This is a genomic window from Microbacterium sp. STRO-1N (assembly GCF_057748015.1).
Window position 1 is genome coordinate 3,059,672 of sequence record NZ_CM173234.1, and the last position, 14,469, is coordinate 3,074,140.

14 protein-coding genes are annotated in these 14,469 nt (G+C 66.7%); 2 read left to right on the top strand and 12 right to left on the bottom strand.

Features of this window, described 5'->3' with window-relative positions; all coding sequences use genetic code 11:
* Positions 1–12: 12 nt before the first annotated feature.
* The 11 genes from fusA to AC3ANJ_RS15030 form a co-directional block, all read right to left on the bottom strand.
* On the bottom strand, positions 13–2,127 hold the full coding sequence (fusA, locus tag AC3ANJ_RS14980) for an elongation factor G (protein ID WP_406249163.1): 2,115 nt from the start codon (positions 2,125–2,127) through the stop codon (positions 13–15).
* Positions 2,128–2,238: 111 nt separating this feature from the next.
* Positions 2,239–2,709 (bottom strand): 30S ribosomal protein S7, encoded by a 471-nt coding sequence (rpsG, locus tag AC3ANJ_RS14985; protein ID WP_264156984.1) that lies wholly within the window; start codon positions 2,707–2,709, stop codon positions 2,239–2,241.
* A gap of 5 nt (positions 2,710–2,714) precedes the next feature.
* Complete coding sequence (gene rpsL, locus AC3ANJ_RS14990) at positions 2,715–3,083, bottom strand: 30S ribosomal protein S12 (protein ID WP_017201609.1); 369 nt, start codon at positions 3,081–3,083, stop codon at positions 2,715–2,717.
* A 204-nt stretch (positions 3,084–3,287) separates the two neighbouring features.
* Positions 3,288–3,935 (bottom strand): spermidine/putrescine ABC transporter substrate-binding protein, encoded by a 648-nt coding sequence (locus AC3ANJ_RS14995; protein ID WP_488316972.1) that lies wholly within the window; start codon positions 3,933–3,935, stop codon positions 3,288–3,290.
* A 55-nt stretch (positions 3,936–3,990) separates the two neighbouring features.
* Positions 3,991–4,419 carry a DUF6121 family protein gene (locus AC3ANJ_RS15000; protein WP_488316973.1) on the bottom strand — a complete coding sequence of 143 codons (429 nt, stop codon included), beginning with the start codon at positions 4,417–4,419 and terminating at the stop codon, positions 3,991–3,993.
* 69 nt (positions 4,420–4,488) lie between these two features.
* Positions 4,489–5,598: an ABC transporter gene (locus AC3ANJ_RS15005; RefSeq protein WP_488316974.1), complete on the bottom strand. Its 1,110-nt coding sequence runs from the start codon at positions 5,596–5,598 to the stop codon at positions 4,489–4,491.
* An 86-nt stretch (positions 5,599–5,684) separates the two neighbouring features.
* The gene (locus AC3ANJ_RS15010; protein ID WP_488316975.1) at positions 5,685–5,840 is read right to left on the bottom strand and encodes a hypothetical protein; all 156 of its coding nucleotides are present in this window, start codon (positions 5,838–5,840) and stop codon (positions 5,685–5,687) included.
* A 214-nt stretch (positions 5,841–6,054) separates the two neighbouring features.
* Entirely contained in the window at positions 6,055–7,926 is a 1,872-nt protein-coding gene (locus AC3ANJ_RS15015) for a glycoside hydrolase family 13 protein (protein ID WP_488316976.1), read from the bottom strand.
* A gap of 2 nt (positions 7,927–7,928) precedes the next feature.
* Positions 7,929–8,816, bottom strand: a complete 888-nt coding sequence (locus tag AC3ANJ_RS15020) for a sugar ABC transporter permease (RefSeq protein WP_488316977.1) — start codon at positions 8,814–8,816, stop codon at positions 7,929–7,931.
* 1 nt (position 8,817) lies between these two features.
* Entirely contained in the window at positions 8,818–10,431 is a 1,614-nt protein-coding gene (locus tag AC3ANJ_RS15025; protein WP_488316978.1) for an ABC transporter permease subunit, read from the bottom strand.
* Between the two features lie 63 nt (positions 10,432–10,494).
* Positions 10,495–11,703, bottom strand: a complete 1,209-nt coding sequence (locus AC3ANJ_RS15030; RefSeq protein WP_488316979.1) for a sugar ABC transporter substrate-binding protein — start codon at positions 11,701–11,703, stop codon at positions 10,495–10,497.
* A 187-nt stretch (positions 11,704–11,890) separates the two neighbouring features.
* Here AC3ANJ_RS15030 and AC3ANJ_RS15035 point away from each other — a divergent pair, with 187 nt between their 5' ends.
* Together AC3ANJ_RS15035 and AC3ANJ_RS15040 are read left to right on the top strand one after the other, a co-directional pair.
* On the top strand, positions 11,891–12,379 hold the full coding sequence (locus tag AC3ANJ_RS15035; protein WP_376177065.1) for a YajQ family cyclic di-GMP-binding protein: 489 nt from the start codon (positions 11,891–11,893) through the stop codon (positions 12,377–12,379).
* 366 nt (positions 12,380–12,745) lie between these two features.
* Positions 12,746–13,369 (top strand): GntR family transcriptional regulator, encoded by a 624-nt coding sequence (locus AC3ANJ_RS15040; RefSeq protein ID WP_488316980.1) that lies wholly within the window; start codon positions 12,746–12,748, stop codon positions 13,367–13,369.
* Between the two features lie 94 nt (positions 13,370–13,463).
* Here AC3ANJ_RS15040 and AC3ANJ_RS15045 read toward each other — a convergent pair whose 3' ends face one another.
* Positions 13,464–14,300 (bottom strand): endonuclease domain-containing protein, encoded by an 837-nt coding sequence (locus AC3ANJ_RS15045; protein WP_488316981.1) that lies wholly within the window; start codon positions 14,298–14,300, stop codon positions 13,464–13,466.
* Positions 14,301–14,469 lie beyond the last annotated feature (169 nt).

A 14,469-nucleotide genomic window follows, 5' to 3' on the forward strand; every position in this document is an offset into this window, starting at 1 on the left:
CCGGACAAGGGCTTATTCGCCCTTGGTCTTCTGGACGATCTCGTCCGCCACGGCCCGCGGGACCTCGGCGTAGGAGTGGAACTCCATCGAGTAGACGGCGCGACCAGAGGTCTTCGAGCGCAGGTCGCCGATGTAGCCGAACATCTCGGACAGCGGAACCTGAGCACGCACGACCTTCACGCCCGCGGCATCCTCCATCGACTGGATCTGACCACGACGCGAGTTCAGGTCGCCGATGACGTCGCCCATGTACTCCTCAGGAGTACGGACCTCGACGGCCATCAGCGGCTCGAGCAGCACGGGGTTCGCGCGGCGCATGGCCTCCTTGAAGCCCATGGAACCGGCGATCTTGAACGCCATCTCCGAGGAGTCGACGTCGTGCGATGCACCATCGAGCAGGATCGCCTTCACGCCCACCATGGGGTAACCGGCGAGTGCACCGGCTGCCATGGCGTCCTGGAAGCCCTGGTCGACCGGCGAGATGTACTCGCGCGGGATACGACCACCGGTGACCTTGTTCTCGAACTCGTACGTCTTCTCGGCGTCGAGGTCGAGGGGCTCGATCGAGAACTGGATCTTCGCGAACTGACCCGAACCACCGGTCTGCTTCTTGTGCGTGTAGTCGTACTTCTCGACGGCCTTCTTGATCGTCTCGCGGTACGCCACCTGGGGCTTGCCGACGTTCGCCTCGACGCGGAACTCGCGCTTCATGCGGTCGACGAGGATGTCCAGGTGCAGCTCGCCCATGCCCTTGATGGTCGTCTGACCGGTCTCGGGGTTGAGCTCCGTGCGGAAGGTCGGGTCCTCTTCAGCGAGCTTCTGGATGGCGACACCCAGCTTCTCCTGGTCGGCCTTCGTCTTCGGCTCGATCGCGACCTCGATCACCGGCTCCGGGAACGTCATCGACTCGAGGACGACCGGGGCCGCGATGTCGGCCAGGGTGTCACCGGTGGTGGTGTCCTTCAGGCCGATGACGGCGTAGATGTTGCCGGCGGTCAGCGAGTCGACCGGGTTCTCCTTGTTGGCGTGCATCTGGAAGATCTTCCCGATGCGCTCCTTCTTGCCCTTGGTCGAGTTGGTGACCGCGGAGCCGGAGTCCAGGTGGCCCGAGTAGACGCGCACGTAGGTGAGGCGACCGAAGAACGGGTGCACGGCGACCTTGAACGCGAGGGCCGAGAACGGGTCCTTCGCGTCGGGGTGACGCTCGATGATCTTCTCCTCGTCCTTCGGGTCGTGCGCCTCGATGGCACCGACGTCGAGGGGGTTGGGGAGGTAGTCGACAACGGCATCCAGCATCGGCTGAACGCCACGGTTCTTGAACGCGGAACCGCACAGGACCGGGTAGATCTCGCTGGCGACCACGAGCTTGCGGATCGCGCCCTTGATCTCGGCGACCGTGAGCTCCTCGCCACCGAAGAACTTCTCCAGCAGCACGTCGTCGGTCTCGGCGACGGTCTCGAGCAAGGTCTGACGGTACTCGTCGGCCTTGTCCTTGAGGTCTGCCGGGATCTCCTGGATCTCGTACGAGGCGCCCATGGTCACGTCGCCCTTGGCATCGCCGGGCCAGACCAGTGCACGCATCTCGACCAGGTCGATGACGCCGACGAAGTCGTTCTCGGCACCGATCGGCAGCTGGATGACCAGCGGCTTCGCGCCGAGGCGGTTGACGATGGTGTCGACCGTGAAGTAGAAGTCCGCGCCCAGCTTGTCCATCTTGTTGACGAAGCAGATGCGGGGGACGTTGTACTTGTCGGCCTGACGCCACACGGTCTCGGACTGGGGCTCGACGCCCTCCTTGCCGTCGAAGACGGCGACAGCACCGTCGAGGACGCGGAGCGAACGCTCCACCTCGACCGTGAAGTCCACGTGACCGGGGGTGTCGATGATGTTGATCTGGTTGTTGTTCCAGAAGCAGGTCACGGCGGCAGACGTGATCGTGATGCCGCGCTCCTTCTCCTGCTCCATCCAGTCGGTGGTCGAGGCGCCGTCGTGGGTCTCGCCCAGCTTGTGGTTGACGCCCGTGTAGAACAGGATGCGCTCGGTGGTGGTGGTCTTGCCGGCATCGATGTGCGCCATGATGCCGATGTTGCGGACCTTGCTCAGGTCGGTGAGCACGTCTTGTGCCACAGGAGTGTCCTTATCTTTCTTGCAGTTCTGACTTGCAGGAATTCTGCGAGGAGAGGGAGGGTGCCCGCCTCCGGCATCCGTTTTCGCGGATGCCGGAGGCGAGCGGGGCTGTTACCAGCGGTAGTGAGCGAACGCGCGGTTCGACTCGGCCATCTTGTGCGTGTCCTCACGGCGCTTGACCGCGGCACCGAGACCGTTCGAGGCGTCCAGGATCTCGTTCTGCAGACGCTCGGTCATCGTCTTCTCACGACGACCCTTCGCGTAGCTGACGAGCCAGCGCAGCGCGAGGGTGTTCGCGCGGTGCGGCTTGACTTCGACCGGAACCTGGTAGGTCGAGCCACCGACGCGGCGGCTGCGGACCTCGAGGGTGGGGCGCACGTTGTCGAGCGCCTTCTTGAGAGTGGCGACAGCGTCCTCGCCGTTCTTGGCGTGGACGCCGGCGAGGGCGCCGTACACGATCGACTCGGCGAGCGACTTCTTGCCGTCGACGAGGATCTTGTTCACGAGCGACGTGACGATCGGCGCGCCGTATACCGGGTCGTTGACGACGGGGCGCTTGGGGGCTGGACCCTTACGAGGCATCTAACTCAACCCTTCTTCGCGCCGTAGCGGGAACGAGCCTGCTTACGGTTCTTGACTGCCTGGGTGTCCAGGGCGCCGCGGACGATCTTGTAACGCACACCGGGGAGGTCCTTAACACGACCGCCGCGGACGAGCACGAGGGAGTGCTCCTGCAGGTTGTGGCCCTCACCGGGGATGTACGCGGTGACCTCGGTGCCGTTGCGGAGCTTCACACGAGCGACCTTGCGCATCGCCGAGTTCGGCTTCTTCGGGGTGGTGGTGTAGACGCGGGTGCATACCCCGGCCTGCTGCGGGTTCGACTTCAGGGCGGGCGCCTTGGTCTTGGTGACCTTGGGCGAACGACCCTTGCGAACCAACTGCTGAATGGTTGGCACGTTCTCTCCTAGTTGTGCTGCACGGTGACAGCGCGATGGATTCACATCAGACCCACCAGCACGCCGGAATCGACGTGCTTTTTGCGTGATGGGTATGCCGTGGGGGCAGACCGGTATCGGACCGGCGCCCGTGTGCAGGCACGCCGAGACGTGCACACACCTGATCAAGTGTAATGCCGCGTCACATACCGGGTCAAATGGGCGCTACCCGGCGTCTGGGTCGAACGGGGCGTCCAGCGACCGGGTGAGCTCTTCGAGCATCGCCTCGATCTGCGGTTCGACGTACTGCGAGATGGCCGCCTGCACCGACAGCCGGTGCCGGAGCAGGATGCCGCAGATCTCCCGGCCCACCATGTTGGCGTACTCGTCGGCGAGGGTGACCTCCTGACGCAGCGCGGCCTTGGCCTCGTCGCTCAGCGGCGGAAGCGGAGGCAGCTCGGAGCTCTCCTCATCGGCCATCCCGGCGATCGTGAACAGGAACGGCGCCCCTGGCACGGGTTCGGGATCCAGCGGCATCCCCTCGAATTCCGGCGCGAGGTCCTCGCTGGGACGGTAGCTGCGGGCGCGGTTGCGGACCGCCTGCTGGTCGAGCTCGCGCTGCAGCATCGGCAGGTTGTGGGCCGTGTAGTCGGCGACCGCGTGGTCGACGATCGTCTTGATGCGGGTGGAGAGTCCGTGCTGCACGCCGTGCGGCACATCGCCGCCGATGCCGACCGCGGACAGGATCGGCGAACCGAGGCAGCGCCGGCACGGCGCGACGCGTCCGCGGTGGGTGGCCGGCTCCCAGCGCGGCACCCAGCGCAGCCAGGCCTCGACGGCCTGGTCGACCTGCGTCTCCAGCGAGCGCTCCACGATTACAGGGTACGGCGATCGCGGGGGGAATCGGGTGATTCCCGTCGTACGGCGACTACTCGTCGTCGCGCTCCCACGGCCAGGTCGGATGCTGAGCACGCGTCCGCCGCAGTGCCACGCCGCCCCACGCGGCGATCGCCGCGGCCAGCAGGATGACCAGGCTCGCCCCGCCCGTGACGAGGTCTCCCGCGGCGGCCAGCGCTTTCACGGGGTCACCGGTTGCGATGAGTGCACCGATCGCCACGACGAGCAGGTGCGCGAGGGCCGTCGTCAGGGACGTCACCCACACCGATCGATAGACCGGGCGAGCCAGGCGCACCGCCGCCCATTCGACGCCGGCGAACACGGCGACGGCGGTTGCCATCCCGATCACGCCCGGCCCCTGGCCGAGCCCTGGAACGCCGATGATGTCGGCATCCATCGCGAAGCTCACCGCACCGAGACCGACAATCGCCAGCGCGAAGAAGCTGACCGTCGAGAGCACCAGCGCCAGGACGGCCGAAACCCCCGCGGACTCGGGCCCGCGGGGGTTCGGCGTGGAGGTGTTCGTGGCCTACCTCGGAAGGGTCGGGCCGGCCTCGAGCGTGCGCTCGTACTCGCGCTGCGCCTCGGCGTTCAGCTCGGCCTTGCGGGCGCCGCTGCGGGCCACCCATGCGCCGAACCAGATGGTGAGCTCGCGTCCGAGGACGAACGCCGCGATCGCGAGCGGCGAGAACAACTGTTCGTTGACGAGCTCGGCGCCCTGAGCGGCCGTGATCATCCAGAACGGCGCCTCGAACAGCTGACCGAGGATGAAGCCGAAGTAGGTCGCGACACCGACCAGCAGGCCGAAGATGACCCACAGGCCCCAGCGTCCGCGGTTGATGATCGCGCCCAGCAGCCAGAACGAGATGAAGAAGATGACGACCGGCGTCCAGAAGCCCCATGTCGTCAGCGGCGCGAGCGCGGCGTCGCCGATCTCCTCCGCGATGACGTCGCCGTTGATCGCGCCGACCGCGAGCACGACGCCGAGGTACAGCACCGCGAACACGAGCGTGGCGAGCAGCCCGATGAGTCCGGCGGTGCCGCGGTTGCCGCGGTCACGGGGCGGCTCCGGGGCCTGGACGAAGATCGGCTGCAGGGCGGCCGGGGCTGCGGCAGCGGCGACGACCGGCTCTGATGGCAGGACGTGCGTCTCGGCATCCCTCGGCTCGTCGTAGACGGAGGTGACCGACGTGGGCTCCTCGGCGACGATGTTCGAACGCTCGTTGATGGCCGCGCCGGCGGCAGCAGCCGCGGCGATCTCGGCGGCCTTGAGGTCGTCGTCGTTGTCCTTGTTGTCGTTGTTGTCGTTGTTGTCGTCGGCCGGGGTCGGAGTCGCGACCGTCGGCGTCTCTCCGCCGGCGATGCCGTCCGGGGCTGCCGGGGTGCCTTCGGGGAGGCTCGTGAACGTCCCGGGGTGCGCCTGCTCCATCTCTTCGAAGGCGGCGAGGTCGGGGTCGACGGCGGGGGCTTCGGCGGCGGGCTCGGAGTCGGCGGAGTCGGCGGAGTCGGCGGGCTCATTCGTCGCCGCGGGGACGTCGGCACCGGCCGCGGCAGCCTCTTCGAGACCGGCCTTGGCGCTGTCGACGACGTCGTTCACGTCAGTCGGCTTCTCGGGCTGGGGAACCTCGGGGTCACTCATGGGGGCGCCTCTCGTCGGATATGTGCACTGCGAGGGTATCGCCGCTCGCCCAGGCGCTCCGGGAGGCGTGCCGACGTGTCGACAGGTCAGGGCGCGAGCTGGCGCAGGCTGCTGCCGACCATCTCGATCACTGCGGGCCCTGCCGGGACCGCGAACCACAGCAGCGCGCCGACGACGCCGGCGCACAGAAGGCCGACGATCCAGCTGATCGCCCGGTTGCGCCCTCCCACGCGTGCCGCCATGTGCTGAGAGTACGACCGGCCCGTCCGGCTGGTGGGGCGAAACGCCGTGCGCCCGGTGCGTGCGGTGCGTGTCCGGGTTCGTGCGGGTGCTCCCGGCATCCACCCGCCGCAACCCGGACATGCCATACCGGGGTGTCCGGCTTCGTGCGGGTCATCGCGCCTATGGCCGCACCTAGTCGGACATGCCGAACCCGCGGGTCCGGATTCGGCAGGGCTACGGCACCCGCACGCCCGGAAGACTCCACGCGGCGAAGGCCGGGCCATCGACGGCCAGCAGCACCGCACCATCGGATGCCGAGGCCAGCGTCGCATCGCCGAACAGCGCCTCGGCGCCGGCGACCACGACAGCACCGGCGGGGAGCTTGACGTCCGCTCCCCCGCGCGTCGCGAGGACGAGCACGGATTCCTCCGCCGACTCCCGCACGAACACGATCGTCTCATCGTCGACGTGCAGCCACCGCAGACCGCCGGTCGCGAGCACGGGGTGCTCTCGGCGCAGCGCGACGAGCGACCGGTACAGCTCGAGGCGCTCGGCGACGACCGGATCGCCCTCGCTCCCCCATGGCATCGGCGTGCGGCTCGATTCACCATCCGCACCGGTGAGCCCGAACTCGTCGCCGGCGAACACCACCGGAACTCCTGGGAGCGTCATCGACAAGCCCACCGCGACCGGCACGGTTCCTGGTGCCGCGTTCGTGGCGAACCGCGCCGTGTCGTGGGTATCGAGCGGCTGCATGTTCCCCAGCCGCACCCGCCACGGCATCCCCGCCGTGAACCGCGTCGCGGCATCCACGAAATCACGCGCCGTGTACCGCGGAATCCCGCCCAACGGCTGCGTGAAGAACCAGGGTTCGGTCGTGACCGTGCCATCCCATTCCGCATACGGAATACCGGACGGCGCGCTCAGCCAGCCCCAAAGCGGACGCGTGAACGACGGGTAGGTCATCGCCCCGTGCCATCCATCGCCCTGCAGATCGCTCGCGGCGTCGTTCGTCGACTCGCCCAGCAGGATCGCATCAGGGTTCACGCGTCGCACGGTCTCGGCGAAGAGCCCGCGCACCTCGGCGTTCAGGTCGACAGCGCCGAGGCGACCCGTCATGTTCGCCACGTCGATGCGCCAGCCGTCGATCCCGAACGGCGGCTTCAGCCACTTCGCGACGATCGAGTCCTCACCTGTCACGAACCGCTCGCGCAGCTCTGGACTGGACCAGTCGAACTTCGGCAGCGAGCTGTGCCCCAGCCAGGACTCGTAGGCGGTGTTCTCGGCATCCGTGAAGTAGTAGTACTCCTGCTCGGGCGCGCCGGGGTGTCCGTACGCCGCACGGAACCACTCGTGCCGGTCGCCGGAATGGTTGCTGGTGAGATCGCCGATGACACGGATGCCGCGGGCGTGCGCGGCTTCGATCAGCTCGATGTAGGCGGCTTCGCCGCCCAGCAGCGGGTCGATCCGGTCGAAGCTGGACGCGTCGTAGCGGTGGTTCGACGCCGCAGGGAAGATCGGCGTCAGGTACAGCAGGTTCACGCCCAACGACACCAGGTGATCGAGGTGCTCGGTGATCCCCGGGAGGTCGCCGCCGTAGAACTGTCCACCGCGGCCCGGCGACACCGGGTCGACCGGATCATCCCAGGATGCCGGGATCGCCCAGTCTGGCGCCTCGTGCTCGTCGGCCTGCCCCGACCGGGCGAACCGGTCGGGGAACACCTGATACATGACGCTCTCGTGCAGCCACGCCGGCGGCGCGGGATGCGCGACGAGGGCGAAGTCGTCGTCGTCACGCGTTTCGATCCGATGCAGGCCCGTCTGGTTGAGCCATTGGATGCCACCGTCGGCATGCAGCAGCACGAAGCGGTACCCGTGCCGCGGGTTGCGCACCGTGATCGGCGCCTCCCACCACTCCCAGCCGTCCGAGACGCCGAGTCTGACGGCATCCGTCCACTCCGGCTCGTGGTCGGGATTGGAGCGGGTGCGCACAGCATCCAGCGGGCCGAATCCGACCGGAACCCGCAGCCGGACCGTCACCACCTCTCCGAGCACCGGAGCATCGTTCGAGACGAACAGCGGGGACCCGTCGTGGTGCGGCAGCATGCTCAGCCCTTCGTGGCTCCGGCGGTCAGACCGCCCACGATGTACTTCTGCAGGAACAGGAACAGGACCATCACCGGGATCGCGGCCATGACCGCACCTGCCGAGAAAGCCGACCAGTCCGCGTATCGCGGGTTCGAGACGAGCTTAGTGAGGCCGACGACCAGAGTCTGCTGCTCTGGATCGATCAGGATGACGCTCGCGATCACGTACTCGTTGACGGTTCCGATGAACGACAGCAGAGCGACGACGGCGAGGATGGGCGCAACCAGCGGCAGGATCATCGTGAAGAAGATACGGGCGTGACCGGCGCCGTCGATGCGGGCCGCCTCGTCGAGCTCCTTGGGGATCGTGTTGAAGAACCCGTACATGAGGTAGGTGTTCACTCCGAGCGCGCCGCCGAGGTACACGAGGATCAGGCCCGTGTGCGTGTTGAGGCCGATCGCGGGGAACCAGTCCCCCAGCGTCGACATCAGCAGGAAGATCGCGACCACGGCGAGCAGCTGCGGGAACATCTGCACGACGACGATGGTGACGAGCCCGACCCGTCGTCCGGCGAAGCGCATGCGCGAGAAGGCATATGCGGCGCACGCACCGATGAAGACGGTGACGAGACCGGTGACGACCGCGATGAGCAGGGTGTTCATGAACCACTGCGGGTACGGGTTCTGCGGATCCGTCAGGATGCGCACGTAGCTGTCGATGCCGATCGCGGAGAACAGCTGGTTGGACCCCGTCAGGGTGCCGTTCGGGTTCAGGGATGCCGAGAACACGTACAGCAGCGGGAACAGGGCGAACGCGCTCACCACGATGGCCACGACGTGGCGCCATCCGGTGTCCGCGAACCAGGCTCCGAAGCTGCGCCGGCGACGCGAGGCGATGTCAGTGCTCATCTCAGTTCAGCTCCTCGAGTGCCTTGGTCTTGCGGAAGCTGACGATCGAGATCGTCGCCACCACGATGAAGATCAGGATGGTGAACGCCGACGCGAGGCCGTAGTCGCGCGTCTGCCCGGTGAAGGCCACCTTGTAGACCATCGAGATCAGGATGTCGGTGTGCCCGACCGGGATCGACACGTCGCTGAAGCGCGGCCCGCCGTTGGTGAGCATGTAGATGAGGTTGAAGTTGTTGAAGTTGAACGCGAACGACGAGATCAGCAGCGGCGCCACCGTCACGAGCAGCAGCGGCAGCTTGATGCGGCGGAAGACCTGCCACGGATTCGCGCCGTCCATCACGGCGGCTTCGTTGACGTCCTCCGGGATGCCCTGCAACGCCCCCATGCACACCAGGAACATGTAGGGGAAGCCGAGCCAGAGGTTCACCAGCAGCACCGACACCTTGGCGAGGGTCGGATCCGTCAGCCACGGGATCTCGGCGCCGCCGAGCAGCACCTGGTTGATGAAGCCGAAGCTCTCGTTCATCATGCCGGCCCACACCAGCGCCGACAGGAACGCGGGGAACGCGTACGGCAGGATCAGGATGATCCGGTAGCCGTTGCGGAACCGCATCCGGGTGTTGTTGAACACCAGAGCGAGCAGCAGGCCGAGGAAGAACGTCGTCGCCACCGAGATCAGCGCGAACGCGAACGTCCAGATCGTGACCGAGATGAGCGGTCCGCGGATCGCCTCGTCGGTGACGGCGCGGACGAAGTTGTCGAAGCCGACCGTGATCTGCCAGCCGGGCAGCAGTTCGGTGCCGTCCTCGGCGGTGAAGGCGCCGGTGCCGATGTCGGAGTAGACCTCGCCGGTCTGCGTGTCGACGATCGCATCGGAGGCCTCGTCGTATTCGAGTGTCGAGATGTACAGGTAGCCGCTCTGCCCGTCCGGTGTGCGGATCGCACCGTCGTTGGGGTCCTCGCTGAACTGCACCGACAGCTGCTCGATCTGCTCGGAGCGCGACAGCACATCCGCGAACGTCAGCGTGGTCCAGCCGTCGACCGCGACGGCCTTGTCGCCCTCCATGGTCGCGTCAACCTCGTGAAGGGGCTGCTCCGCCGTGCCGACCGAGGCGTCTCCGCTCTCGGGGTCGGTGACCAGCAGACCGAGGGCGCCGAACTGCTCGACGACCGTGACCGGGTAGGTGGGCGAGTCCTCGACGCGCTCCTGCGCGGAGGCCAGCAGGGACGAGATCGCCTGGTCCTTGTTGCCGTTGTGCCCTGTGCCGTAGTTGGTGAAGCCGATGTACCCGGTGTACAGCAGTGTGAACACCTGGAACACGACCAGGAAGATGATGCCTGGTGTGAGGTACTTCGCCGGGACCCGCTTGCGCGAGAAGTAGATGTAGTTGACCAGCACCGTGACAGCGACGACGATGGCGAGCACCAGCCACTCCTGGTGCGTGAAGAGCACGAAGACGGCGTACAGTGCGACGGCGTCCACGATCGCGAGCAGCAGGATCTTCAGCAGCACCCAGCCGATGCTTCCGGATGCGGCCTCGGCGATCTGCGCGGCCTGGCGCTGGCGTTTTGTCGGCGGCGTTGCCGCCTCGTCGACCTCGACGGTGTCAGTCATGTCTTCCCCGTGGTGAAGCCGTCGGGGCGGACGCGTGGTCCGCCCCGACGGGATTGCACTTCGTTACTTGATGGCGGCGGTGACGTCGTCGACGAGCTTCTGCCACGTCGCGGTCGGGTCCTCGCCGTTGATGATCGCTGCTTCTGCGACACCCCAGTACTCCCACACCGAGCCCATGGCCGGGATGGCGGGCATCGGGACGGCGTCCTCGCCGACGGTCTGGAAACCGGCGATGATCGGGTCGGATGCCGCGGCATCCGCTGCTGCCGTCAGAGCCGGGAGGATGTTGCCGGTCTCGAACAGCTCGAGCTGGACGTCCTCGGTGCCGATGTAGTTCACCAGGAAGTCGTTCGCTGCGACCTTGTTCTTCGACTCGGCGCTGACGAAGAAGCCCTTCACGCCGGCGAACGGCGATGCCACCTCAGCGGTCGGGCTGGGGATCGGGTCGATCGCCACGTTGATGCCGCCGTCCTCGGCTGCACCGACGTTCCACGGACCGGTCAGCCAGAAGGCTGCGGTGCCGTCGAGGAACTGCTGCTTGGCGATCTCACCGTCGATGTCGGTGTTGAAGTTGCCGGCCGCACCCTGCGCGCCGAGCCACGTGGCGAAGGCGAAGCCGCCCTCGCTGCCGAGCTGCAGGTCGGTCGGGTCGTAGCTGCCGGACTCATCGGTGCCGAACACCGGAGCGCCGAACGCGGTCTGGTACGGGTACAGGTGGTACGGGTTGCCCTCGGCACCCTGCTCGACGACGAACTTGCCCTTGGCGAGCATGTCGTCCCAACTGGTCGCTGCCTCTGGCACGAGGTCCGCGTTGCGCAGGATCGCGATGTTCTCGACCGCGTACGGGAGCATGTAGGTGGTGCCGTCGTAGGTGGAGGCCTGCAGAGCGACCGGGAGGTAGTCCTCGGCGGAGTCGCCGAGCTCGAGCGGGGCAACGGCGCCGTTGGTGGAGAGCTCGCCGAGCCAGTCGTGCGCGCCCATCGTGATGTCGGGGCCTTTGCCGGTCGGAACCTGCTGGATGAAGTCGTCCTTGATGGTGTCGACGTCCTTGGAGACGATCTCGACCTTGACGCCGGTCTTCTCCTCGTACGCCTCGGCCGCTCCGGCCAGGGCGTCGACGCGCTCGGCATCCACCCAGACCGTCAGAGTTCCGGTGCTCTCTTCGCCAGAGCCTTCTTCCGGGGTGCTGCCGGTCGCGCAACCGGCCAGCGTCAGCGTGGAAACCATAGCGATCGCGCCGAAGGCGACGATGCCCCTCTTGTTCACCTTCATTGGTGTGTGCCTCTCTGAGTGCTGATGGCCTGCAGGACTGCAAGCGCTTACAGTATGCAACGAAATCGGCCGTTCTTGCAACGGCTGATCGGCCCTGAACCGCCTGGGACCGTACCCAGCCGAGTGTTTCCGATCTGGAAGCGTTTCCAAGAGTTCGCCGGATCGACAGGCTCGCTACACTTCCTGTATGGCTGACAGCTCCTTTGACATCGTCTCCAAGGTCGACCACCAGGAGGCCGAGAACGCTCTGAACCAGGCCCGCAAGGAGGTCGAGCAGCGCTACGACTTCAAGGGCACCGATGCCTCGATCGCGTGGAGCGGCGAGCAGATCCTCATCAAGGCCAACTCCGAAGAGCGCGCGAAGGCCGTGCTGGACGTTTTCCAGTCCAAGCTCATCAAGCGCGGCATCTCGCTGAAGAGCCTCGACGCCGGCGAGCCGTTCGCGAGCGGCAAGGAGTACCGCATCGTCTCGTCGCTCAAGGACGGCATCTCCTCCGAGAACGCGAAGAAGATCAGCAAGATCATCCGCGACGAGGGCCCGAAGGGCGTGAAGAGCCAGATCCAGGGCGACGAGCTGCGCGTGCAGTCCAAGAGCCGCGACGACCTGCAGTCCGTGATCGCGCTGCTGAAGGGCTCGGACCTCGAGGTCGACCTGCAGTTCATCAACTACCGGTGAATCATCCGGACGCCGGCATCCCGACGGATGCCGGCGTTCGTCGTTTCCAGGGACTGCGCCGGCGCCGGTCGGGTCACAGCTGACGCGGATTGATCGGACCCCGGAAATCCCATACTGATATACGGGTCGAGATCCGAGAAGCTGGTAGGCGGTGCCTCTTCTGATCGGGGGGTCAGAAGGCCTCTCCGGTGGGGAACGAGAGGGGCTTCCGGCAGTGCGCCGGGCCGGCACCTCCTGTGGCCGGTCGGCGCACTGCGACCGCCGGCCACAGCACATCCCGGTTTGGCATCCCGTCCCCGTTCGTGATGTAGTTACACCCCGGCCGCACCGCAGGGGCTGGGAAGCGACGTACTTGGGGGCAAGTCGATGACTGGGGATTCGCGACGGATCGGACGAACGAAGAAGCTGCTGGCGGAGGAGATCTTCCAGCATCTCGGCGCTGCGATCGTGAACGGCGATCTTGCGCCTCGCGAGAGGATCAGGGATGCCGAGCTCGCGCTGCAGCTGCACGTGTCGCGCATGCCGATCCGCGAAGCGCTGCAACGGCTCGAACGGATCGGGCTGGTCACGATGTACCCCAGCCGGTACACCGAGGTCGCGCCCGTCACCGACCAGGTGGTCGCCGACTCGCGGGAGTTCGCAGCGTTTCAGGGCGGCTTCGTCGCCCGCCTCGCCGCGGAACGGATGACGGATGCCGAGCGCGACGAAGCGGCAGCGCTCGTCGACGCGCTGGATGAGAACATCGACGACCCGATCGCCTACTCCCTCGCGCGCAAGGCTCTGTTCGGCCGGCTGTCGGACTTCAGCGGCAACTCGCTGCAGCACAGCCTGCTGCGCGAGGTCAGTATGGCTCTCGCCCGCAACCTCCGAGAGCTGGTGCCGGAGGAGAAGGACGTCGCGCTGGCCCGTCACGCCGCTCTTCGCGAAGCCCTGACGACGGGCGACGCGGATGCCGCGGAGCACGCCAGCCGAGCGATCCACGGGTTGTGATCGCCGCCGGCCCGTGACGTTTCACGGACCCGGTGACGAATCACGAACGGATTCACCGGATCGAACCGTGATCCGTCACAGCATCCGTGATTCGTCACCGGATGACCCGCAGCCGGCGGAGTGCCGCGATGATCGCCGCCTGGACCTTCGGCCAGTCGTGGACGATCTGGGCGTAATCGAAGCGGAGCGTCTCGTATCCGAGATCGGATGCCGCGGCATCCCGCACCCGATCGGCATGCCGTTTCGTCGACGACCCATGGTTCTCGTCACCGTCCGCCTCGATGATCAGTCGGCCGGCGACGACGAAATCGACTCTGCCGACGCCGCCGATGTCCACCTGGCAGTCGAGCCGGATGCCGAGCAGATGCAACCGCAATCGCATCAGGGACTCCAGACCGCTGTCGGCATCGGCTCGCGCGATGTCGATCAGCCAACGAGCCGATCGCGGCAACGCCACACGGATGCGCGCTCGGGCCGCTCGCGGGAGTAATCCCTGCTTCCACGCGGATTCGTAGGCGGCGAAGAACGCCTCGTCTCCCGCGCACCGACGCAGATGCAGCAGCGCCGTCTCGGTCGACGCCGTTCCGAGCGGCGCGGTGCCACCGAAGTAGTGCGAGACGCAGTTGCAGGAGGGGTGCTTGAGGGGGTGCCTCTTCGACGGCATCCAGACATGGAGTCCATCGGGTGCCGGAAGCACCCAGATGTGCTTGTTGCGCAGGAGGCTGGCGCAGGTGAGGGTTCCCCCGTGCTCGATCGCCGTTCTCACGTCGTCGTTCACGGCCGTCGTCGCGAAGACGCCGTTTCGGATGCGCTGGATCGCTCCGCGACTCGTCTCTCGAGCGAGCGCCTGGCGGGTGAAACCGAGCGTCTGCAGAGTAGAGCCGCGGGCGATTCCGCCGAGCCGCGTGATGGTGTCTTTTGCAGAGAGCATGCGGACCACCTTGCGACATCGGCTCCTCAGCTACGTGCCGAGATCGTCGATTGTGGACAACCTGCCCGGGACCCGAAACTGTGCAGGGCGAGTGGTCCGTGACGAATCACGAACCCGGTGACGAATCACGAACGGATTCACCGGATCGAACCGTGATTCGTCACAGCAT